This is a genomic window from Aeromonas sp. 1805 (genome assembly GCF_013085525.1).
Classification (GTDB): Bacteria; Pseudomonadota; Gammaproteobacteria; order Enterobacterales; family Aeromonadaceae; genus Aeromonas; species Aeromonas hydrophila.
In genome coordinates this window covers 2,334,329-2,356,986 of sequence record NZ_CP038515.1, presented here as the reverse complement: position 1 = coordinate 2,356,986, position 22,658 = coordinate 2,334,329, and the positions used below count along the sequence as shown (strand labels likewise).

Below are 22,658 nucleotides of genomic sequence, written 5' to 3'. Positions count from 1 at the left end.
AATGGGAACAAGCCCGCTCATTCTGCCTTGTCGCTCTGACAGCGTCTATCTCATGCCCCCCACTTATTTTCATGTCGCAGCCGCAAAGTGCGCCAGATGCTATTTGACCCGTCGCTAGGTATAGTAGCCACTGGTTTACGGGCGCCGAGCCGCCCCGATCGGACGAGATATTTCACCATGACCGACACCATTCTGGTGCTTTGCACCTGCCCGGATGAGGCCAGTGCCGACCTCATCTGCGCACAACTGCTGAACCAGCGGCTGGCGGCCTGCATCAATCAGCTGCCCGGCCTCACCTCCGTCTATCGCTGGCAGGGTCAGATCGAACGGGCCACGGAGATCCAGCTCATCATCAAGTCGCACGCCGCCCTGTTCGAGCCGCTGCGCCAGTGCATTCTTGCTCATCACCCCTATGAGGTGCCGGAGATCCTGGCGCTGCCCACAAGCCAGGGCCACCAGCCCTATCTCGACTGGATAAAACAGGAAACCTCATGACTCCGTCTCGCCTGCTCTTTCCCCTGCTGTTGCTCTGTGCCCTGCTGGCCGGCCTGGGCTCACTGCCGGCCCGCGCCAGCAGCACGGATCTGCTGAGCGCCCTTGGCATCGAAGCCAGCGCCCAGCCAAAATTTCTGAAAGTGGACGAGGCGTTCGTCCTCGAGAGCGAACAGCAGGGCAATCAGCTGCTGCTGCGCCTGCGCATCGCCGACGACTACTACCTCTACCGCCACAGCTTCCGCTTCAAGGGGGAAAACCTCGCCTTCGAGGAACCGGTGCTGCCCGCCGGCACCGAGCATGAAGATGACTTCTTCGGCAAGACCCAGGTCTATTACCGGGAGGTGCAGATCCCCGTCACCCTGACCGAGGCCGGCCAGCAGGCCAGCCTCAAGATCAGCTATCAGGGCTGTACCGACGGCCTCTGCTATCCCCCCACCGACAAGCTGATCAGCATCCAGCCGCTCACCGCCCAACAGAGCGAGCAACCTGACCAGCCCACACCGGCCAGCAGCCAGCAGGATCAGCTGGCGGCCGCCCTCGGCAGCCAGGGCTTCTGGCTCAGCGTCGCCGCCTTTTTCGCGCTGGGGCTCGGCCTCGCCTTCACCCCCTGCGTCTTCCCCATGTATCCCATCCTGACCGGCATCATAGCCGGGGCGGGTCATAGCCTCTCCACCCGCCGCGCCTTCCTGCTCTCCTTCGTCTACGTGCAGGGGATGGCGATGACCTATACCCTGCTCGGGCTGGTGGTGGCGTCGGCAGGCTTGAAATTCCAGGCCGCGTTGCAGCACCCCTACGTCTTGATCGGCCTCTCGGTGATGTTCGTGCTGCTGGCGCTCTCCATGTTCGGGCTCTACACCCTGCAACTGCCGAGTAGCCTGCAGACCCGGCTGTCCGGCCTCTCCAACCGCCAGCAGGGCGGCTCGGTGCTCGGAGTCGGCATCATGGGGATGATCTCCGGTCTGGTCTGCTCCCCCTGCACCACGGCGCCGCTCTCGGGAGCGCTGATCTACGTGGCCCAGAGCGGCGATCTCTGGCTCGGCGGCGCGGCTCTCTACGCCCTCTCGCTCGGCATGGGGTTGCCGCTGCTGCTGCTCGGCACCTCGGGCGGCAAGCTGCTGCCCAAGGCGGGCGCCTGGATGGACGTGATCAAACAGCTGTTCGGATTTGCACTGCTGGCGGTGCCCATCCTGCTGCTCTCGAGGCTCTGGAGCGATCAGGTCACCACCCTGGCCTGGCTCGGCTGGGGGCTGCTGCTGTGCGGCTACCTCTATCATCACAACCAGCATCAGGGCCATTCGGTGGGTCGCAGCCTGCGCGGCTTCGTACTGCTGCTGGCCATGATCAGCGCCGTGGTGGTGGGCAAGGACCTGCTGCTGCCGCCCCAGGGGGCCAGCGCAGCCGCTCAGACCGAGACGCCAGCCTTCATTCGCATCAAGACGCTGGACGATCTCAAGACCCAGCTGGCCGCCGCCCGCGGCAAGCCGGTGCTGCTCGATCTCTATGCCGACTGGTGTGTGGCCTGCAAGGAATTCGAACACAAGACCTTCAGCGACCCCGCCGTGCGCGAGCGGTTCGGCCAGATGGTGCTGCTGCAGGCGGACGTCACCGCCAACGACGATGCCGATGTGGAGCTGCTCAACGGCCTCAACGTACTGGGGCTGCCGACCCTCATCTTCTTCGACCGCGCCGGCAACGAGGTGAGCGGCCAGCGGGTCACCGGCTTTATGGGGCCCGCCGAATTTCTCGGCCAGCTGGACAAGCTGCGCTGAGGCCGGGTGGCCCCTGCAACCGTGCGGGCCTCCGGTTTGACCGCCATTTTTCCGGCAATCCCTTGTATATGATCGACAGCGTGGCAATATTTGCGCTTTCCCGTCTCGTTCGTCCGGAGTTTTGATGAAAAAGTGGTTCATCCCCCTGCTGGCCCTCTGGCTGTATGGCTGTTACGCAGGTCCAGGTGAAGAGGCAATCCGGACCCAGGTCACCGCCAAACTGCAGGCAGACACCGACGCCAATCTGTTCGAGATCAGTGACTTCGCCATCCTGGACAAGGAAGAGCGCATGGAGGGGGTCTATCTGGTCAAGGTGAGCTACCAGCTCCACTTCAAGCAGGGCATGGAACAGCTGCAGGTGCTGCACGACGAGGATCTGGTCTATGACAGGGTCGGTCCCTTCCAGCAGGAGATGGGACTGATGGAGCTGGAACGCAAATACGGCGAGTTCGAGGCGGGCCAGGTGCTGCCGCAGCAGGCCGAAGTGTGGATGATGAAAACCGAGCAGGGCTGGCGTCTGGCCGAGCCTGCGCACTGAGCTTAGCCAGCCAGAATACCCAGGCTGACTCAGGCCTGGGTATCCGCCCTATCCCCTCGCTAGCCGGCGCGCAGCCCCGTTCAACACACGGGGTGGGCGGACGCTGATTGTTTGACTGCTCCAGCCAAATAGCAGTATCAATCCGACCAACCACCACGCCGTGGCGCACCAGATCCAGCGCCCCTCAAAACATATCCTTGAAGCGGTACCAGAGCATGCCGAGCGCCAGTAATGGCGAGCGCAGCGCCGGGCCACCGGGGAAGGTCATGTGGGGCACGCTGCCAAACAGATCGAAACCCCGGCTCTCCCCCTTGATCGCCTCCGCCACCAGCTTGCCCGCCATGTGCGTGGCATTGAGACCGTGGCCGGAATAGGCCTGGGCATAGAAGACGTTGGGCTGCTCCGGCAGACGGCCGATCTGGGGCAGCCGGTTGGCCCCGATGCCTATCATGCCGCCCCACTGGAATTCGATGGCGGTATCCGCCAGCTCGGGAAACACCCGCAGCAGCTTGGGCAGCATGAAGGCCTTGATGTCGCGAGGATCCCGGCCCGAATAGTTGCAGGCACCGCCAAACAGCAGCCGGCCGTCGGCGGAGAGGCGGTAGTAGTCGAGCGCCACGTTCTGATCGCACACCGCCATGTTCTGCGGCAGCAGGCGCTGGCGCAGCCGCTTCTCCAGCACCTCGGTGGCGAGGATGTAGGAGCCCGCCGGCAGCACCTTGCCCCCCAGCTCGGGGTTGAGGTCGTTGAGATAGGCGTTGCAGCCGATCACCAGGTAGTCGGCACTGACCCGGCCGTGGGCGGTGGTGACCTGCAGCCGATCGCCATAGTCGATGTGCACCACTCTGGACTGCTCAAACAGGGCCACACCCAGGCTGGCCGCCGCACGCGCCTCACCGAGCGCCAAGTTGAGAGGGTGCAGATGGCCGGAGCCCATGTCGATCATGCCGCCGATATAGCGATCCGAGCCCACCACACTGTGAATATCCTCCCGTGCCACCAGCTTCACCTCATGCCGGTAGCCGAGACTCGCCAGATGCGCCGCCTCCTCTGCAAACCCGGCCAGATGGCGCTGACGGGTGGCGAGATCGCAGTAGCCCCAGCGCAGGTCGCAGTCGATGTTGAAGCGCTCGATCCGCTCGCGCACCAGCTCGACCGCCTCCAGCCCCATCAGGTCGAGATCGCGCACACCCTCGTCACCAATCCAGCGGGCGAACTGGCTGGTGTCGTGACCGATACCGCGAATGAGCTGACCGCCGTTGCGCCCGGAGGCGCCCCAGCCGATGCGGTTGGCCTCCAGCAACACCACCTTGTAACCGGCTTCGGCCAGATTGATGGCGGTGTTGAGCCCGGTAAAACCGCCGCCGATGATGCAGACCTCGGCATTCAGTTCGCCACTGAGTTCAGGCCACTGCTGATTGTCGTTACGGGTGGCCGCGTAATAGGAGGCCACGTGCTCCTGATGGGGGTAGTGCTTTCCTGCCTGCATGCTCAGCATCCTGCCTTGATAGCGTTGCGTTTACTAAAATAAACGGCCTGTCATCGATAATACTCAGCCACCCGCCACCAATCCAGCCCGCAGGGATCACAGAAATGCAAAAGGTGCCTCGAAAGACACCTTGCTCACGTCCGCTGGCGACCCCGCCATGCTGCAATGCAAAAGGCGCCCCGCAGGGCGCCTTTTCATGCAATCAAACTACCGTAACGAATTACAGTACGTCGATGGCGTTCAGGTCGGAGAAAGCCTTCTCCAGACGAGCGATCATGGTAGTCTGGCCGGCACGCAGCCATACACGCGGATCGTAGAACTTCTTGTTCGGCTTGTCGGCGCCTTCCGGGTTGCCCAGCTGACCTTGCAGGTAGGCTTCGTTCTTCTTGTAGAAGCCCAGAATGCCTTCCCAGGTCGCCCACTGGGTGTCGGTGTCGATGTTCATCTTCACCACGCCGTAGGAGATGGACTCGCGGATCTCTTCCAGAGTGGAACCTGAACCACCGTGGAATACGAAGTCCAGGGACTTGGCCGGCAGACCGAACTTCTCGGAAACGTACTTCTGGGAAGCATCCAGGATGGACGGGGTCAGCTTGACGTTACCCGGCTTGTAAACACCGTGTACGTTGCCGAAGGAGGCAGCGATGGTGAAGCGCGGGCTGATCTTGGACAGACGCTCGTAGGCGTAGGCCACGTCTTCCGGCTGGGTGTACAGGGCGGACTGGTCCATGTGGCTGTTGTCCACACCGTCTTCTTCGCCACCGGTGCAACCCAGTTCCAGCTCCAGAGTCATGTTCATCTTGGCCATGCGGGTCAGGTACTCGCAGCAGATGTCGATGTTCTCTTCCAGAGACTCTTCGGACAGATCCAGCATGTGGGAGGAGAACAGCGGCTTGCCGGTTTCGGCAAAGTGCTTCTCGCCCGCGTCCAGCAGACCGTCGATCCACGGCAGCAGCTTCTTGGCAGCGTGGTCGGTGTGCAGGATGACCGGTACACCGTAGGCTTCGGCAACGGCGTGAACGTGCTTGGCACCGGAGATGGCACCGATGATGGCAGCTTGCTGGCCTTCCAGTTTCAGACCCTTACCGGCGGTGAACACGGCACCACCGTTGGAGAACTGAACGATAACCGGTGCTTTCACCTTGGCGGCAGCTTCCAGTACGGCGTTGACGGAGTCGGTACCGACGCAGTTGACGGCCGGCAGAGCGAAGCCGTTCTCTTTCGCAATGGCGAACACTTTCTGAACGTCATCACCAGTGATCACGCCGGGTTTTACGAAGTCGAAAATTTTCTTAGACATGTTTAATCGTCCTGTTCTCGTATGCCGTTAATAAAAAATGGGGGGTTCATCATGAACCGGCACAGCGGGCACATGATAAACGAAACGGGAGGCTTTTGCCCCCCGTCTCGGGTCAATTAGGCTTTGGCGCGCTGTTCCAGAATCGCAACAGCCGGCAGTACCTTGCCTTCCACGAACTCCAGGAAGGCGCCGCCGCCGGTGGAGATGTAGGAGACCTTGTCGGCAATGCCGAACTTGTCGATGGCAGCCAGGGTGTCACCACCGCCAGCGATGGAGAAGGCCGGAGAAGCAGCGATGGCTTCGGCGATCACCTTGGTGCCTTCAGCGAACTGGTCGAACTCGAACACGCCGACCGGGCCGTTCCACAGGATGGTCTTGGCGTTCATGATGATGTCGGCCAGGGCCTTGGCAGAGTCAGGGCCGATGTCGAAGATCATGTCGCCGTCGGTCACATCAGCGACGGACTTGATGGTGGCCGGGGTGGACTCGGAGAACTCGGCACCCACAACCACGTCGGTGGTCACCGGGATGTTGGTTTCGGCAGCCAGTTTCTTGGCGGTGTCGATCAGGTCGTGCTCGCACAGGGACTTGCCGACGTTGTGACCGGCAGCAGCGATGAAGGTGTTGGCGATGCCACCACCGACCACCAGCTGGTCAGCGATCTTGGAGAGGGATTCCAGTACGGTCAGCTTGGTGGAGACCTTGGAGCCACCCACGATGGCAACCATCGGGCGCTCAGGCTTCAGCATGGCTTTGCCCAGGGCTTCCAGTTCACCCGCCAGCAGCGGGCCGGCACAGGCGACCGGTGCAAACTGGGCCACACCGTAGGTGGAGCCTTCGGCGCGGTGAGCAGTACCGAACGCATCCATTACAAAGACGTCACACAGGGCGGCGTATTTTTTGGCCAGCTCTTCGGTGTTCTTCTTCTCGCCTTTGTTGAAGCGGCAGTTTTCCAGCACAACCAGCTCACCGGCGGCGACTTCTACGCCATCCAGGTAGTCTTTGGCCAGACGAACCGGGCAGGACAGTGCGTCTTTCAGATAGTTGACAACCGGAGCCAGGGAGAATTCTTCGTTGTATTCACCCTCGGTCGGACGACCCAGGTGGGAGGTGATCATCAGCTTGGCGCCCTTTTCCAGAGCCAGCTTGATGGTCGGCAGAGTCGCCACGATACGTGCATCGGAGGTGACCTTGCCGTCTTTTACCGGCACGTTCAGGTCAGCACGGATCAGAACGCGTTTGCCCGCCAGATCCAGGTCAGTCATCTTGATAACAGACATATTCAGTCCTCTATATTTTCAGGTAATGTTAAAAACAGTAACCTTGCGCCCGGTGCAGGCTCTCAGCCTGCGGCCATCATGGCCCGGGTGGTATCCAGCATGCGGTTGGCGAAGCCCCATTCGTTATCACACCACATCAACATCTTGACGAGGTTGGCATCGCTGACCCGGGTCTGGGTACCATCAATGATGCAGGAGTGAGCATCATGATTAAAGTCTACGGAGACCAGTGGCTCTTCCGTGTAATCCAGAATACCGCTTAATGTACCTCTGGATGCCCGTTGCAGGGCTTGATTTACGTCAGTAACCGTCACTTTTTTACGAACAGTAATACTGAGATCCATTGCCGTTACATTGATGGTCGGTACCCGTACCGCGATCGCCTCGAACTTGCCGGCGAAGTGGGGGAGGATCCGCTCCAACCCCTTGGCCAGCTTGGTATCCACCGGGATGATGGACTGGCTGGCAGCGCGGGTTCGACGCAAGTCGCTGTGGTAGGCATCGATGACTTGCTGATCATGCATGGCCGAATGAATTGTCGTAATAGTACCACAATTTATCTCGAATTCTCGATGCAATGTTTCGATGACGGGGACCACGCAGTTGGTGGTGCAGGAGGCGTTGGAGACGATCCGCTCGCGCCCGGTCAGCACCTGATGGTTGACCCCGTAGACGATGGTGGCGTCCACGTCCGCCTCGGCCGGATGGGAGAACAACACCTTGCCCGCCCCCGCCGCCAGATGCAGCTCGGCATCGGCCCGCGAGCCGAACACCCCGGTGCAGTCCAGCACCACGTCCACCCCCAGCGCCCGCCACGGCAAGCGCGACGGATCCCGCTCGGCGAACAGGGAGATGAGATCCTCCCCCACCAGCATGCTGTTGCCGGCCAGCTGCACCGGATGGTGGAAGCGACCGTGACTGGTGTCGAAGCGGGTCAGGTGCACCATGGCCTCGGGGGCGGCCAGCTCGTTGATGGCCACTATCTTGATGTTCTTGTCGCGGCCGCTCTCGTAGAGGGCCCGCAGCACGTTGCGGCCGATCCGCCCGTACCCGTTGATGGCAATCTTGATCATGAAAACTCTGGGTCCTTAGCTGGGACAAAGGGACAAGCGGATGGCTGACTCACGACAGCAGGGCATCCTGAAATTCACCGCGGGCCAGCAGTGCCGCCCCGAATACCCCGGCGCTGTCCCCCAGGGCTGGAGCAATAATGGGGGTGGCGAAGCGGGGATTAAAGAGGAAGGGCAAAATAGTCTCCCGTCCCACACTGTACAGGCTCTGCACGTTGCCGACCCCGCCGCCGATGACGATCACATCCGGATCCAGAATGTTGACCACGTTGGCCAGCGCCTGGCCAAACAGCAGATGCAGCCGGTCGATGGTGAGCTTGGCCACGTGGTCGTGAGCCGTCGCCGCCGCTATCTTGGCCAGCGAGAGGTGACGCTTGGCCTTGGCCTCGTACCAGGCCTCCAGCGCCGGGCCGCTGATGAAGGTCTCGACGCAGCCGCGCTTGCCGCAGTAGCACTCGGGGCCGTCGGGGGAGAGCACGTTGTGGCCCCACTCGCCGGCGATGCCGTGGTGGCCGTTGAGGATGCGGCCGTTGATGACGATGCCGGAGCCCACTCCGGTACCCATGATGATGCCGAACACTACCTTGGCATCAGGGTGATGCTGGCGCACCGCCCCCAGATGGGTTTCCGCCAGCGCGAAGCAGTTGGCGTCGTTGGCGATCAGCACCGGCACGCCGAGCCGGCGCTCCAGATCTTCCTTGAACGGCTTGCCGTTGAGCTCGGTGGTGTTGCAGTTCTTCATCAGGCCGGTTTGCGGATCCCGCGCCCCCGGCGTCCCCATGCCGATGAGGGTCGGCCGCTGACAGATCTTGTCGGCGCACTCTGCCACCAGTTTGGCGATCTGGCTGATCATGTGCTCATAACCGCCGGCACGCTCGGTGGGAATGCGATGGCGCAGCAGCACCTCGTCCCCTTCCAGTACCACGCATTCGCACTTGGTACCGCCAAGGTCGATACCCCAATCCAACAACCTGTTGCTCATCCTGCCTCCAGCCATGACCTTAGGGCGTCAGGCCCGGGGTGCACCTTGCCGTGCCCGCCTGCCGTCGATCGCCCGCTACCGGGTTGCAGTGTAACCCGAGCGGCGGTCAGGATGCAGCCCCCGCCGCAGGCAGCAAAACGGGGCCCGCAGGCCCCGTTGTTCACTGTGCTGTCAACGGCGCTCAGCGGCCGTGGTACTGGGCGGACAGCTCGTGTACCGCGTTGACGAACACGCCGGCATGCTCCGGGTTCACATCCTGATGGATGCCGTGACCCAGGTTGAAAACGTGGCCGTTGCCGTGGCCGAAACCGGCCAGGATGGAGGCGACCTCTTCACGGATGCGGGCCGGGCTGGCGTAGAGCATGGAAGGATCCATGTTGCCCTGCAGCGCCACCTTGTCGCCGACCCGGCGCTTGGCGTCCGCGATGTCGGTGGTCCAGTCCAGACCCAGCGCATCGCAACCGGTGGCGGCGATCTGCTCCAGCCACTGGCCACCGTTCTTGGTGAACAGGGTGACCGGCACGCGGCGACCGTCGTGCTCGCGAATGAGGCCGTCGACGATCTTGTGCATGTACTGCAGAGAGAAATCGCGGTAGTCGCGCGGGGTGAGCACGCCGCCCCAGGTGTCGAACACCATGACCGCCTGGGCACCCGCCTTGATCTGGGCGTTGAGATAGCTAATCACGCTGTCGGCCAGCTTGTCGAGCAGCAGGTGCAGGGTCTGCGGCTCTGCATACATCATCTGCTTGATCTTGGTGAACGCCTTGGAGCTGCCTCCCTCCACCATGTAGGTGGCCAGGGTCCAGGGGCTGCCGGAGAAGCCGATGAGCGGCACTTCGCCCTTGAGCTCGCGGCGGATGGTGCGCACCGCGTTCATCACGTAGCCGAGTTCATCTTCCGGATCCGGCACCGGCAGCGCCTGCACATCGGCCATGGAGGTGATCGGACGCTCGAAGCGCGGGCCTTCACCCTGCTCGAAATAGAGACCGAGACCCATGGCATCGGGCACGGTGAGGATGTCGGAGAAGAGGATGGCGGCATCGAGTGGATAGCGGCGCAGCGGCTGCAGGGTGACTTCACAAGCCAGCTCGGCGTTGCGGCACAGGGACATGAAATCCCCCGCCTGGGCGCGCGTGGCCTTGTATTCCGGCAGATAGCGGCCAGCCTGGCGCATCATCCATACCGGCGTCATGTCCACTTCCTGGCGCAGCAGGGCACGCAGGTAACGATCGTTCTTCAGCTCTTTCATCCCAGTTCCTGAGTCATATCCAGCATAAAATGGCGGATATGATACCACTTTGTGCGCGGTGGGGGGCGGCTCAAACGCCTGCCGCCGCCGTTGGAGTGCAAAGATGTGAAGGGGCGCAAACAAGCGCCCCTCTTTGCATCCCTCAGGCTTGGTCGCCGAGGCTGAGCGCGATCAGCCGCCGCGCTATGGTGCCGTGGGGCGGCAGCCTTGGCAGCCCGTCGGCCTCGAAGAAATCGGCCGCCACCAGCTCTTCGTCCTGCACCCGGATCTCGCCACTCTCATAATCGGCGGTGAAGCCCATCATCAGGCTGTGGGGAAACGGCCAGGGCTGGCTCGCCACGTAACGCACGTTGCGCACCCGGATGCCGCTCTCCTCGAACACCTCCCGCGCCACGCACTGCTCGAGGTTCTCCCCCGCCTCCACGAAGCCGGCCAGCACCGTATACATGGGATCTTCCGCCTGATAATGACGGCGGTGGGCCGCCAGCAAGATGGCGGGCCCCTTGCGCACCGCCACGATAATGCAGGGGGAGATGCGCGGATAGACGACGTGGCCATGGCGGCACCCTTGCGCCCACTCCCCCGCCTTCGGGCTCATGGGGGCGCCGCACTCGCCGCAGAAGCGGTGGGTGCGGCGAAAGGTGGCGAGTTGCCAGGCACGGCCGGCCAGCTGAAAACCCGTTTCATCCCCGACCACCATCAGCTGGCGCAAGGGAGTCAGGGTCGCGGTGTCAACCTCTTCCCCCAGATCCAGCAGCAGGCAGGGCAGTCCGTCCCACTCGTCAAAGCGCTCAAAGGCGGCATGCTGCAAGTGGCTGGGCAGACAGGCACGGAGGCCTTGTGGAATGCGCCCCTGGTCATCCAGCAGGACGAGGTGATCGCCCCCCAGCACGAACCAGCGGGCCTGTTCGGTTAATGGCATAGATGCAGCACTCTTTGTTGTGACGTCGGTCGGAATGCACGCCCGTGGCTGGGCGGCGGTGACGGATGAAAGCGACAACCGGCCACCATATTAAGACGCGGCAAGCCGGGTGGCGACCCCAAGATGGCGGCTTTTCAACGCTCATGAGAACGCCCATGAAAAAGGCCGCCCGCAGGCGGCCTGATGTCGGACACGGTAGATCAGGCGTCGCCCATCGCCAGCAGGGAGGCGTTGCCGCCCACCGCCGTGGTGTTGATGGTGCGGGTCTTCTCGGTAATGAAACGGCTCAGGTAATGAGGGCCGCCCGCCTTCGGACCGGTGCCGGAGAGGCCCTGCCCGCCGAACGGCTGCACCCCGACCATGGCGCCGATCTGGTTGCGGTTGATGTAGACGTTGCCCACGTTGATGCGGCTCGCCAGCTCCTCGGCATGGGATTCGTTGCGGCTGTGGATCCCCAGCGTCAGGCCGTAACCGGTACCGTTGATATCGCTGATCACCTTGTCCAGATCCCGGGCGGCGTAGCGCACCACGTGCAGGATGGGGCCAAACTGCTCGCGGGTCAGCTCGCGGATGGAGCCGATCTCCAGCGCGGTCGGCTGCACGAAGTGGCCCCCCAGGGTCACGGCCGGCATCGGTGCCTGGGCGATCAGGCGGGCACGCGGGATCATGTGCACCAGGTGCGCATCCAGCCCGACCTTGGCCTCGGCGTCGATGACCGGGCCCACGTCGGTGTTGTGCTCGGCCGGGTTGCCCACTTTGAGCTCCTGCAGGGCACCGGTCAAAATCTCCAGCACCCGCGGCGCGATCTCTTCCTGCAGGTAGAGCACCCGCAGGGCGGAGCAGCGCTGGCCGGCACTCTGGAAGGCGGCGCTCACCACGTCGCGCACCACCTGCTCCGGCAGGGCGGTCGAGTCGACGATCATGGCGTTCTGACCGCCGGTCTCGGCGATGAGCGGCAGGATAGCGCCATCGCGCTGGGCCAGGGTCATGTTGATGAGCTTGGCGGTCTCGGTGGAGCCGGTGAAGCAGACGCCGCCGATGCGGGCATCCGCCGTCAGCTTGGCACCGACGGTGGCACCGTCACCCGGCAGCAGTTGCAACACGTCGCCCGGAATGCCGGCCTGATGGGCCAGGGTCACTGCCAGGTGGGCGATGAGACCGGTCTGCTCGGCAGGCTTGGCGATGACGGTGTTGCCGGTAGCCAGCGCCGCGGCGACCTGTCCTAGGAAAATCGCCAGCGGAAAGTTCCACGGACTAATGCAGACGAACACGCCACGCCCCTGCAGGAACAACTCGTTCATCTCGCCGGTGTAACCCGGCAGCAGGGTGGCCTGCCCCATCAGGCTGCGGGCCTGCACCGCGTAGTAGCGGCAGAAGTCCACCGCCTCGCGCACCTCGTCGATGCCATCCTGCAGCAGCTTGCCCGCCTCGCGGGTACAGAGGGAGATGAACTGCTCGCGGTTCGCTTCCAGCAGATCCGCCAGCTTCTCCAGCGCCGCGGCACGCTCGCTCACCGGGGTCTCGCGCCAGCGCGGGAAGGCGGCATGGGCCGAGGCCAGCGCCTGCTCCACCGCCTGTTCGTCGGCCCAGTGGATCTTGCCGACGGTCAGGCTAACATCCTGCGGGCTCAGCACCACGCGGGCCTCGTTGCGCTTGAGGGTCTCGCCATCGACGATGGGGCCCGCCAGCCACTGCTTGCTCTCCAGCTCCTTCAGCTTGGCGAAGAAGGGGCGCTGGATGGAGACGATGTTCATGTTGACGCCGCTGGAGTTCTTGCGGTCGCTGAACAGGTTCACCGGCTGCGGAATGCGATCGTTGGCCAGGCTGGAGTAGCGCTTGAGGGTACGCAGCGGGTGCTCGGCCAGGGAGTCGACCGGGGTGTTGGGGTCCACCAGCTTGTGGACGAAGGAGGTGTTGGCCCCGTTCTCCAGCAGGCGACGCACCAGGTAGGGCAGCAGATCCTTGTGGGCACCCACCGGCGCATAGATGCGGCAGTGCAGGCCGGGATGTTCGTTCAGTACGGCGTTGTGCAGCTCCTCCCCCATGCCGTGCAGACGCTGGAACTCGAACTGGCGATCGCCAGCCATCTCCAGAATGCTGACCACGGTATTGGCGTTGTGGGTGGCGAACTGGGGCGAGATGAAGCCGCGGGTCGGCTCGCTCAGCAGGTAGCGGGCGCAAGCAAGGTAGGAGATGTCGGTACCCGCCTTGCGGGTAAACAGCGGATAGCCTGGCAGGCCGGCCTGCTGGGCATATTTCAGCTCGCTGTCCCAGTAGGCGCCTTTTACCAAGCGAACCGGAATGAGATCTCCCTGCTCGCGGGCCAGTCCGGTCAACCAGCAGAGCACCGGCAGGGCGCGCTTGGAGTAGGCCTGCACCACCATGCCGAGCTTGCCCCAGCCGCGGTTGGCATCGGAGCGATAGAGCTGCTCGAACAAATCGAGAGAGAGCTCGAGGCGGTCCATCTCTTCGGCGTCGATGCTGATGGCCACATCCTTGTCGCGGGCCAGCCGTACCAGTCCCACCAGTCGCTCGCACATCTCGCCGAGCACCCGCTCGCGGTTGGCCACGTCATAGCGCGGATGCAGCGCCGACAGCTTGATGGAGATGGAGGGGGCCGGGCCGCCGTCGCTGATGCGCTCGTTGCCCACCGCCTCGATGGCGCGCTGGTAGTCACCGAAATACTTGTCGGCATCGGCCAGGGTCAGGGCGGACTCCCCCAGCATGTCGTAGGTGTGGGTGTAACCCTTCTCGCGGGACTTGCGGCTCGCCTTGAGGGCTTCCTTCATGTCGCGCCCCAGCACGAACTGCTTGCCCATGATCTTCATGGCGGCGTACATGGCGGAGCGCACCACCGGCTCCCCCAGCTTGTTGACCATGCGGCCCAGCAGGTTGGCCGGGTTGCCGTCCAGCTTCTTGTCCAGCTTGATGATCTTGCCGGTCAGCATCAGCCCCCAGGTGGAGGCGTTCACCAGGGTGGAGTCGCTCTTGCGAAAATGGGACGACCAGTTGGCGCCGGAGAGCTTGTCCTTGATCAGGGCATCGGCGGTCTCGGCATCGGGAATGCGCAGCAGCGCCTCCGCCAGGCACATCAGGATGATCCCCTCCTGGGTATCCAGGCTGTACTCCTGCAAGAAGGCGTCGATGCCGTCGCCGGAGCCGCTCTCCTTGCGCACCTTGGTCACCAGGGTGCGAGCACGCTGGGTCACCCGTTCCAGCGAGGCGCCGTCCCCCGGCAGCATGGCCGACAGCTCGGCCAGATAGGCATTTTCATCCACCACGTAGTTCTGGGTGATGGCTTCGCGCAGGGCGGCCAGATCGGAGGGTACATAGTCAGCGGCAAGCACTTGGGTAGCTTTGAACATATGGGGTCTTCCTGTACGCCCTAGGGCTGATATCGACGAAGGCGGCCGTGCCGCCGAAACGCCGATAATGTATACAATATCGACCCATAGATGAAATGAAATTGTTGCCTGTTATTAACAAAGATCGCTGATTGGCTCATATGGCGCACTATATCGGCGCCATATGCTAACCAGGTAAAATCCATCGCCTCATTTTGTATACAATTTTTCTCAAGGCAAAAAAGAAGGGTCGCCATGGCGACCCTTCACTCTGCTTCCGACAGCCGTTGTCAGTTCATCCAGCGATCGCCGCGGCTGCGACGACGGGGCAGCATGGGCAAAAGGATGCCGAGCAGGATGCCGCCACCCACCATGGCACCACCGCGGATGAACCAGTCCATCTGCATGTCGTGCTCCTGGTTGTCGTAGCTCTGGGTCAGGGCGTCGTTCTGCTCTTTGAGATTGCCCATCTCCTCGCTCTGGCTGGCCAGCTGAGCCTTCAGGCTGGCGATCTCCTTGCTCTGCTCGGCGATCTTGCCATCCTTCTCGGTGAAGCGTTTCTCGTTGTCACCGTTGAGGTTCAGCAAGCGGGCCTTGGCCTCTTCCAGCTCTTTTTGCACCTGGGGCAGCCGTTCGCGCAGGCTGATCTCTCCCTGCAGCTCGCTGCTCTTGATCCAGCCTTCACGGCCACGACCATCCACCACCTGGGTGAAACCGGCTTCGTTGTTCACTGCCTTGACGTCCAGCGGCTCACCCGCCTTGACGCTGCCAAGGATCCGGTACTGGGTACCCGGACCATTGTGAATAAAGGTAAAGATGTTGTCTGAAACATAACGGGTATCGGCCAGTGCCTGTTGGGCACACAAGCAGATCAGGATCCCGAGAAGGGCGCGCATGGTCGATCGGTTCTCTTCGTTTGGTTAGGTGACTGGCGAATGTTAAGCCGCCTGCGGGTCAAAGGACAAGCAAAGAAAAGTGGCGCCCCCCGAGCTGAGAGCTGGCTCGCAACTTGTCTGCGCCGCGACGCGACCATTCCGGACGCCGCTGCCTATTTCTGTTTCAGTGCCTTCACCTCGTCCCGCAGGGCACGCAGCTCCTGCAACAACAGATCCTGCTGCGCACTCTGGTGATGGCGCCACTTCTCCAGCTCACCATCCCCCCGCCCCGGCTGCAGAAACAGGCTGGCCATGAAACCGCTGATGGCGCCGAACAGGCCGACCCCGAACAGGATCAGCAGGCTGGCGACGAAACGCCCTTGCTCCGTCTTGGGCACCAGATCGCCGTACCCCACGGTCGACAGGGTCACCAGCGTCCACCAGAACGCATCGTAGGGGGTCTGGATCTGGCTGCCGGGCTGGCCCGATTCGATCAGATACATGACCCCGGAACCGACCCCCAGCAGCAGGAAGAACAGGAACAGAATGCCGGAGAGGGTGGTCTCGTTGCGCTCGCGACGAAACATGGCCCAGAGATCCGGGTGCTCCTTGAACAGCTGATAGACCCGCCACAGCTGCAGCAGACGGGCCCAGCGCAGCTGTTCCACCATCGGCAGGCTGCCCGGCAGATAGAACCAGTTGGCCTTGAAGAAGGCCATCCGGTCGGAGGCGCGGGCCCAGCCATAGGCGAAGTGGGCGAGGAAGAAGTAGCAGATCAGGCTGTCGACGTCATAGAACAGCTGCAGGGTCTGGGGGGTGAGCTGGGCATGCCCCCACCAGCGGGCCGTGACCAGCAAAACCGAGATCACCGACAGAAACGCCATCAGCAGATCCATAGCGCGCAGATGAGTTAAGTGATGTCGCATACATTTTCCCACTTTAGGCACGGTGCGAATTAATAAAAAGGAAGATAATGCCGATAGTCCTGAGGACAAAGGAAAACCGGTCATTAAAAGGAGAAATATTATGCAGTTAAACCCGCTGGAGAGGCGAATGAGCAATATCCGGCTGGTACCCAAAGTGGTACTGCTCATGGTGTTCAGTACTGTGCTGCTGCTGGTCAAGCTCTGGTTCGACGCCAGCAATCTGGAAACCACCCTGCTCAGCGAAGGCATCGCGCCCGACAAGGCGGACACTATCGCCAACAGCCTGCTCTGGACCGGGTTGATGGAGACCGCCATCATGGGGCTGCTGTTCGTGGTGCTGCTGCTGACCGGCTCGCGCCTGATGGTCAAGCAGGTGCACTATCTGGTGGGCCTGCTGGAGCGCTTCGCCCGCAAGGATCTGAGCCACCGGGTGCTGCTCAAGTCCCGTGACGAGTTCGGTGACATCGCCAAGGCGGTGGCCCACTCCCAGGAGAACCTCAAGGAGGTGTTCGGCACCCAGCGCGTCGCCTGCAAGGAGCTCAACGACATCGCCTCCCAGGTCACCCTTTGCATGGAGGAGGCCAACGAGGCCATCAGCGAGGAGTTCACCCAGATTGAGCAGCTGGCCAGCGCCATGAGCCAGATGGTGGGTGCCATTCGCGAGGTGGCCGCCCATGCGGAGCAGGCCTCCCACGCCACTGCCGAGACCAGCCTGCTGGCCGAGGAGGGCAGCCGCTGCGTGGCCGCCACCGTCAACACCATAGACACCCTCTCCGGCAACATTCAGCGCTCCTCCACCGTGGTCAATCAGGTGGAACAGGGGGTCGAGCAGATCGGCTCCGTCGTGGATACCATTCGCGGCATCTCGGAGCAGACCAACCTGCTGGCGCTCAACGCCGCCATCGAAGCCGCCCGCGCCGGTGAGGCCGGCCGCGGCTTCGCGGTGGTTGCGTCCGAGGTGCGCGAACTGGCCAACCGGGCCCAGGCCGCCACCGTCGAGATCCAGAAGATGATCGAGCAGCTGCAGGGCAACGCCCGCCAGGCCGCCGAACTGATGGCCCAGAGCGTGCAGCAGGCCGACAAGGGGGTGGAGCAGGTGACCCAGGCCGGTGACCAGCTCGCCACCATAGTGCAGCGGGTACAGGGGGTGGCCGACATGAACCGCCAGATCGCCGCCGCCTCCGAGCAGCAGAGCTCGGTGGCCGAGGAGATGAGCGGCAACCTGGAGCAGGTCAAGCAGGTGGTGGAGGGCTCCGTCGTGGTGCTGCGCGAGCTGCAGGAGGCCTCCGAACTGGTGGAGCGCCACAGCCAGACCCTGGATACCCATATCCAGGCCTTCAAGCTGGCCTGACTTTCACGCCGCAATCTGGTTAGACTGGAAGGCCCCACGAGGGGCCTTTCTTTTTTCATCGCGGCAAGGAGCCAGGATGCAGACCACAGAACTTGCGCTTGAAATCAGCGCCGACAAGGGACGGCTCGACGTGCCGCTGATCCACCGCTTCTTGTCTGAAGAGGCCTACTGGTGTCGCGGCATTCCCCTTGCCACCCTGCAGCGGGCCATCAACCATTCGCTCTGCTTTGGCGGCTACCTCGGCGCTCAGCAGGTCGCCTTCGCCCGGGTCATCACAGACAAGGCCACCTTCGGCTATCTGGCCGACGTATTTGTCCTGCCTGAGCATCGCGGCCGCGGCTACAGCAAGGCGCTGGTGGCGGCCATGCTCGACCATCCAGAGTTGCAGGGATTGCGCCGCCTCTCCCTCGCCACCTCCGACGCCCACGGCCTCTACGCCGGTTTCGGCTTCGTGCCGCCCGCCAGCCCCGGCAGCCTGATGGAGATCTACCACCCCGATATCTACCAGCGCACCTGAATCACTGGCTGCCGATAATTCCCGCCGGATCATGCTTCTCGCCCCTGCGCTGTGACGCGGGGGCCCGACAGTGCTAGATTGGCAGCCAGCTTTTTATCCGGCAGTTTCGTTAATCACAAGGACGGCAACCGTGGCCCAGCACTCTCCCTCTTTCTCCGCCTTCTCCCCCCTGCTGCAGGAGCTGGCCCAGCGCCACTGGCAACGGCTGATTGAACTGGCCCCCGACTATGGCAACCAGCCCGAGCCGGTGCGCCAGACCCTGCTGACCCTGCTCGGCCTCTCCGATTTTGTCGCCGATTCCCTCTTCAAACAGCCGGAGTTGCTGACCGAGCTGCTCGCCTCCGGAGATCTGGAGCGCTCCGAACGCTGGCCCGCCTACCAGCACGATCTGACCGCCCTGCTGGCCGAGGTGGACGACGAGGAGGCGCTCAAGCGCATCCTGCGCCAGTTCCGTCGCAGCCGCATGCTGGTGATCGCCTGGCGCGAGCTGCTGGGTCACGCGGCAGTGGAAGAGAGCTTTGTCCATCTCACCAGACTGGCGGATGCGCTGATCTGCGCGACCCGCGACTGGCTCTACGCCAAGCAGTGCGGCGAGCTGGGCACACCCATGGATGGCGACGGCAACCCGCAGCCGCTGCTGATCCTCGGCATGGGCAAGCTGGGAGGCGGCGAGCTCAACTTCAGTTCCGACATCGACCTTATCTTCACCTTCCCCGAGAACGGCTACACGGTCGGTGGGCGGCGCGAGCTCGCCAACCAGCAATTCTTCATCAAGCTGGGCCAGCGCATCATCAACGCCCTGCACCAGAGCACGGTCGACGGCCAGGTGTTTCGGGTCGACATGCGGCTGCGCCCCTTTGGCGACGCGGGGCCGCTCGCCATCTCGTTTGCCGCCATGGAGGATTACTACCAGCACCACGGCCGCAACTGGGAGCGCTACGCCATGGTCAAGGCGCGGGTGCTGGGGCCCCAGTGCGAACACGCGGTGGAGCTGGCCGAGATGCTGCGCCCCTTCGTGTTTCGCCGCTATATCGACTTCGGCGTCATCGACGGCCTGCGCCAGATGAAGGCGATGATCGCCGCCGAGGTACGCCGCAAGGGGCTGGAGGGCAACATCAAGCTGGGGGCCGGCGGCATTCGCGAGGTGGAGTTCATCGCCCAGGCGCTGCAACTTATTCGCGGTGGGCGTGAGCCGGCGCTGCGGGTGCGCCATCTGCCGGAGGCGCTGGCCGCCATCGCCCAGTGCGGCGCCCTCGAATCCGCCCATTGCGACCGCCTGCTGACGGCCTACCGCTTCCTGCGCCGGGTCGAGAACATATTGCAGGAGATCGGCGATCAGCAGACCCAGACCCTGCCCACCGAGGAGCGGGATCGCCAGCGGCTCGTCGCCGCCCTCGGCTTTGCTGACTGGGGCGCCTTCATGGCTCATCTGGATGAAGAGATGGCGGCCGTCCATCAGGAGTTTGCCGCAGTTGTTGGCGAAGAGAAGGAGGCCCCCGCTCATCTGGAACAGCTCTGGCTCGATCTGTGGCGCACCGAGCTCGACGCCGCCGAGCTGGAGCAACTGCTGACTGCGCAGGGTGTGGCCGAGCCCGCCTCGCTCTGCGCCGCCCTGCTGCGTTTCAAGGAGGAGTACAAACGCCGTCAGGTGGGCCCGCAGGGGCGCATCGCGCTGGACTGGCTGATGCCGGAGCTGCTGCGACTGGTGGTCGCCAGCGAGCAACCCGCCCGCCTGTTCGAGCGGGTGTGCGAGCTGCTGACCCGCATCTTCACCCGCAGCGCCTATCTGCAGCTGCTGGCGGAAAACCCGGGCGCCCTGCGCCAGCTGGTGCGGCTGTGTGACGCCAGCCATCTGGTAAGCGAACAGCTGGCCCGCTACCCTATCCTGCTGGACGAGCTGCTCGATCCCCAGCACCTCTACCACCCCACCCCGCTCGATCAGTACAAACCCCAGCTGCGCCAGTTCCTGCTGCGCATCCCCGAAGAGGACGTGGAGCAGCAGATGGAGGCGCTGCGCCAGTTCAAGCAGGTGCAGTTGCTGCGCATCGTGGCGGCCGACATCGCCGGCGCCCTGCCGCTGATGAAGGTGAGCGACCACCTCACCTGGCTGGCGGAGGCGATCACCGAAGAGGTGGTCAATCAGGCCTGGGCCCAGATGAGCGAACGCTACGGGGTGCCACCCGAGGTGGCGGTGAGCGGCCAGCGCGGCTTTGCGGTGGTGGCCTACGGCAAGCTGGGCGGCATCGAGCTGGGCTACGGCTCGGATCTGGATCTGGTGTTCCTGCACGGCGGCGACCCCAACAGCTACACCGACGGGCGCAAGCCCATCGATAGCCGCCAGTTCTACCTGCGTCTCGCCCAGCGGATCCTGCACCTGTTCAGTACCCGCACCCCCTCCGGCATCCTCTACGAGATCGACATGCGGCTGCGCCCCTCCGGCGATTCAGGCCTGCTGGTCTCGTCGCTGTCGGCCTACGAGCTGTATCAGCAAAACGAGGCCTGGACCTGGGAGCATCAGGCGCTGGTGCGGGCCCGTCCCATCTATGGCGATGAGGCGGTGATCGCCGAGTTTGCCCGCATCCGCCGCGCCGTGCTGGCCAAGGAGCGCGAGCTGCCGACCCTGGCCCGCGAGGTGCGCGAGATGCGCCACAAGATGAGGGATCACCTGCTCAAGGCGGGTGCCGGCGAGTTCGATCTCAAGCAGTCCCCCGGCGGCATGGTGGACATCGAGTTCATCGCTCAGTACCTGGTGCTGGCCCACGCCTGCGGCGAACCCGAGGCGCTCACCCGCTGGTCCGATAACGTGCGCATCTTCGATGAGTGCGTGCTGGCGGGGGTGCTCACCCTGGAGCAGGCGGAGGGGCTCAAGCACGCCTATCTGGAGATCCGCAACCTCGGCCATCGCCTCAACCTCTCCGAGGTCTCCCGCAAGGTGGGGGACGACAGGCTGCTGCCGGAGCGCGGCCATGTGCTGGCGGTCTGGCAACAGCTGCTGGGGGAATAAACCGAAGGGGCGCCTAGGCGCCCCTTGTTGTATCTATTATCGGGTCGGGGTCAGCGCCCGCCGGCCACGTCGATGAAGGTGCCGGTGACGTAGGAAGCCCCATCAGACAGCAGCCAGGCGATGGCGGCAGCCACCTCGGCCGGCTGACCGCCCCGTTGCAGCGGGATCTGCCCCTTCACCCGGTCGACCCGAGCGGGTTCGCCGCCGTCGGCATGCATCTCGGTGTAGATAAAACCCGGACGCACCCCGTTGACCCGGATCCCCTGGGCCGCCACCTCCAGCGACAGCCCCCTGGTCAGCACGTCGACGGCACCCTTGGCGGCGGCATAGTCCACGTACTCCCCCGCCGAACCCAGCCGGGCGGCGGCCGAGGAGACATTGACGATAGCGCCCCCCGCCGTCATCCGGCGCACCGCCTCGCGGCAGCAGAGAAAGCAGCTGGTGACATTGGTGGTCAGGGTCTGGTTGATGCGCTCGGCGCTCATCTCCAGCACCCGCATCTGCGGCTGCAACCTGCCGGCATTGTTGACCAGATGGGTGACGGGGCCAAGCCGCGCGTCCATCTCCTCGAACAGACGCACCACCTCGGCCTCCACCCCGACATCGGCCTGCACCGCGATGCAGCGGACCGGATGGTGGGCCAGGATCTCGGCCACCAGCGCCTCGGCACTGGCCTGGTCATGGCGATAGTTGAGGCACAGATGATAGCCCTGCCCCGCCAGATGGCGGGCGGTGGCGGCGCCAATGCCTCTGCCGCCGCCGGTGATCAGCACCCGTTTGTTCATGGACCCTCCTGGTCGTGTGGCGCATGGTGGCATTGCGAGATGGATGGCAACCGCGTCAGGCCGGGCCGTGATCCATCACAGTCTCCACCAGCACCTTGTTGAAGCGCCGATAGCCCTGCTCATCGAGCGGGGCCGGATAGCTCAGCACCCGCAGCGCATGGCCTTGATAATCCGGCTGATAGGGCGGGTGCACGTGATCATGCTCGTTCAGGCAAAAACCCAGCGACTGGTAGAAGCGCAGCCGGCGCTGGGCAATCTCGTCCTCTGGCGGGTCTATCTCCAGGATGACCGGGCGCCCCGCCGTCTCGCAGAAGGCGGCAAGCAGGCGTGAGCCGTGGTTCTGGCCGCGCAGGGCCGGGTTGATGGCCAGGTGTTCAATGTAGATCTGCTCGCCGCAGTCCCACCAGAAGATGAAGCCGAGCAGCTGCTCGCCCTGATAAAAGAGCTGACAGTGAAAGCGGGAGTCTCCCATTTTGAGCTCTTGATGCTGCGGCTGGCGCTGTTCGTAGCGGGGAAAGCTGCTGCCGTAGATCTGCCAGACCAGCGGCCAGTCCGGATGGGATGTCTCTCTTGCGATTTCACTTCGACTCATTCATCTGCTCCTTGGTAAAACCACAGTGATACCATCTTTGTCCGGCCCAAACACCCCTCTCTTTCGCTACCGATGCCGGCTGCATCGAGTTTCCATGTCTTGCCCAAGCGCAGCCAAAAATGCACAGAGCCCGCACGGGGCGGGCTCTGCATGGCGATAACGCGAAAGGC

General features: G+C 63.5%; 18 protein-coding genes. 6 read left to right on the top strand and 12 right to left on the bottom strand.

Annotated features, from left to right (window positions below):
• Positions 1 to 177: 177 nt before the first annotated feature.
• From cutA to E5E96_RS11175, 3 genes are all read left to right on the top strand, one after another.
• Positions 178 to 495: a divalent-cation tolerance protein CutA gene (gene cutA, locus E5E96_RS11185; RefSeq protein ID WP_039214661.1), complete on the top strand. Its 318-nt coding sequence runs from the start codon at positions 178 to 180 to the stop codon at positions 493 to 495.
• Positions 492 to 2,264, top strand: a complete 1,773-nt coding sequence (locus E5E96_RS11180) for a protein-disulfide reductase DsbD (protein ID WP_171282172.1) — start codon at positions 492 to 494, stop codon at positions 2,262 to 2,264. Before cutA ends, E5E96_RS11180 begins: the two co-directional genes overlap by 4 nt.
• Positions 2,265 to 2,388: 124 nt before the next feature.
• Positions 2,389 to 2,802 carry a hypothetical protein gene (locus E5E96_RS11175; RefSeq protein ID WP_024946158.1) on the top strand — a complete coding sequence of 138 codons (414 nt, stop codon included), beginning with the start codon at positions 2,389 to 2,391 and terminating at the stop codon, positions 2,800 to 2,802.
• Between the two features lie 184 nt (positions 2,803 to 2,986).
• On the opposite strand, the gene E5E96_RS11170 is transcribed toward E5E96_RS11175, so the two are convergent.
• The 10 genes from E5E96_RS11170 to E5E96_RS11125 form a co-directional block, all read right to left on the bottom strand.
• Positions 2,987 to 4,291, bottom strand: a complete 1,305-nt coding sequence (locus tag E5E96_RS11170; protein ID WP_171282171.1) for an FAD-binding oxidoreductase — start codon at positions 4,289 to 4,291, stop codon at positions 2,987 to 2,989.
• Positions 4,292 to 4,511: 220 nt separating this feature from the next.
• The gene (gene fbaA / locus E5E96_RS11165) at positions 4,512 to 5,591 is read right to left on the bottom strand and encodes a class II fructose-bisphosphate aldolase (protein ID WP_024946156.1); all 1,080 of its coding nucleotides are present in this window, start codon (positions 5,589 to 5,591) and stop codon (positions 4,512 to 4,514) included.
• Between the two features lie 116 nt (positions 5,592 to 5,707).
• The gene (locus E5E96_RS11160; RefSeq protein ID WP_011704731.1) at positions 5,708 to 6,871 is read right to left on the bottom strand and encodes a phosphoglycerate kinase; all 1,164 of its coding nucleotides are present in this window, start codon (positions 6,869 to 6,871) and stop codon (positions 5,708 to 5,710) included.
• A gap of 62 nt (positions 6,872 to 6,933) precedes the next feature.
• Positions 6,934 to 7,944, bottom strand: coding sequence for an erythrose-4-phosphate dehydrogenase (epd, locus tag E5E96_RS11155; protein ID WP_010635047.1), 1,011 nt, complete (start codon positions 7,942 to 7,944; stop codon positions 6,934 to 6,936).
• Positions 7,945 to 7,993: 49 nt separating this feature from the next.
• Positions 7,994 to 8,923, bottom strand: a complete 930-nt coding sequence (locus tag E5E96_RS11150) for an ROK family protein (protein WP_171282170.1) — start codon at positions 8,921 to 8,923, stop codon at positions 7,994 to 7,996.
• Positions 8,924 to 9,104: 181 nt separating this feature from the next.
• Positions 9,105 to 10,172, bottom strand: a complete 1,068-nt coding sequence (gene hemE / locus E5E96_RS11145; protein WP_041217975.1) for a uroporphyrinogen decarboxylase — start codon at positions 10,170 to 10,172, stop codon at positions 9,105 to 9,107.
• 142 nt (positions 10,173 to 10,314) lie between these two features.
• Positions 10,315 to 11,094, bottom strand: a complete 780-nt coding sequence (gene nudC / locus E5E96_RS11140) for an NAD(+) diphosphatase (protein ID WP_171282169.1) — start codon at positions 11,092 to 11,094, stop codon at positions 10,315 to 10,317.
• 200 nt (positions 11,095 to 11,294) lie between these two features.
• Positions 11,295 to 14,459 (bottom strand): bifunctional proline dehydrogenase/L-glutamate gamma-semialdehyde dehydrogenase PutA, encoded by a 3,165-nt coding sequence (putA, locus tag E5E96_RS11135; protein WP_171282168.1) that lies wholly within the window; start codon positions 14,457 to 14,459, stop codon positions 11,295 to 11,297.
• 269 nt (positions 14,460 to 14,728) lie between these two features.
• Positions 14,729 to 15,334: a TIGR04211 family SH3 domain-containing protein gene (locus tag E5E96_RS11130; RefSeq protein ID WP_011704726.1), complete on the bottom strand. Its 606-nt coding sequence runs from the start codon at positions 15,332 to 15,334 to the stop codon at positions 14,729 to 14,731.
• Between the two features lie 152 nt (positions 15,335 to 15,486).
• Positions 15,487 to 16,308, bottom strand: coding sequence for a potassium channel family protein (locus E5E96_RS11125; RefSeq protein WP_011704725.1), 822 nt, complete (start codon positions 16,306 to 16,308; stop codon positions 15,487 to 15,489).
• Between the two features lie 31 nt (positions 16,309 to 16,339).
• On the opposite strand from E5E96_RS11125, the gene E5E96_RS11120 reads away from it, so the two are divergent.
• The 3 genes from E5E96_RS11120 (at position 16,340) to glnE (ending at position 21,111) form a co-directional block, all read left to right on the top strand.
• Complete coding sequence (locus tag E5E96_RS11120; RefSeq protein WP_029302409.1) at positions 16,340 to 17,590, top strand: methyl-accepting chemotaxis protein; 1,251 nt, start codon at positions 16,340 to 16,342, stop codon at positions 17,588 to 17,590.
• A gap of 76 nt (positions 17,591 to 17,666) precedes the next feature.
• Positions 17,667 to 18,107 carry a GNAT family N-acetyltransferase gene (locus tag E5E96_RS11115; RefSeq protein ID WP_029305142.1) on the top strand — a complete coding sequence of 147 codons (441 nt, stop codon included), beginning with the start codon at positions 17,667 to 17,669 and terminating at the stop codon, positions 18,105 to 18,107.
• Between the two features lie 130 nt (positions 18,108 to 18,237).
• Positions 18,238 to 21,111, top strand: coding sequence for a bifunctional [glutamate--ammonia ligase]-adenylyl-L-tyrosine phosphorylase/[glutamate--ammonia-ligase] adenylyltransferase (glnE, locus tag E5E96_RS11110; RefSeq protein ID WP_171282167.1), 2,874 nt, complete (start codon positions 18,238 to 18,240; stop codon positions 21,109 to 21,111).
• A gap of 50 nt (positions 21,112 to 21,161) precedes the next feature.
• Here glnE and E5E96_RS11105 read toward each other — a convergent pair whose 3' ends face one another.
• Together E5E96_RS11105 and E5E96_RS11100 are read right to left on the bottom strand one after the other, a co-directional pair.
• The gene (locus E5E96_RS11105) at positions 21,162 to 21,896 is read right to left on the bottom strand and encodes an SDR family oxidoreductase (RefSeq protein WP_171282166.1); all 735 of its coding nucleotides are present in this window, start codon (positions 21,894 to 21,896) and stop codon (positions 21,162 to 21,164) included.
• 55 nt (positions 21,897 to 21,951) lie between these two features.
• Positions 21,952 to 22,488 (bottom strand): N-acetyltransferase, encoded by a 537-nt coding sequence (locus E5E96_RS11100; RefSeq protein ID WP_171282165.1) that lies wholly within the window; start codon positions 22,486 to 22,488, stop codon positions 21,952 to 21,954.
• Positions 22,489 to 22,658: the final 170 nt, after the last annotated feature.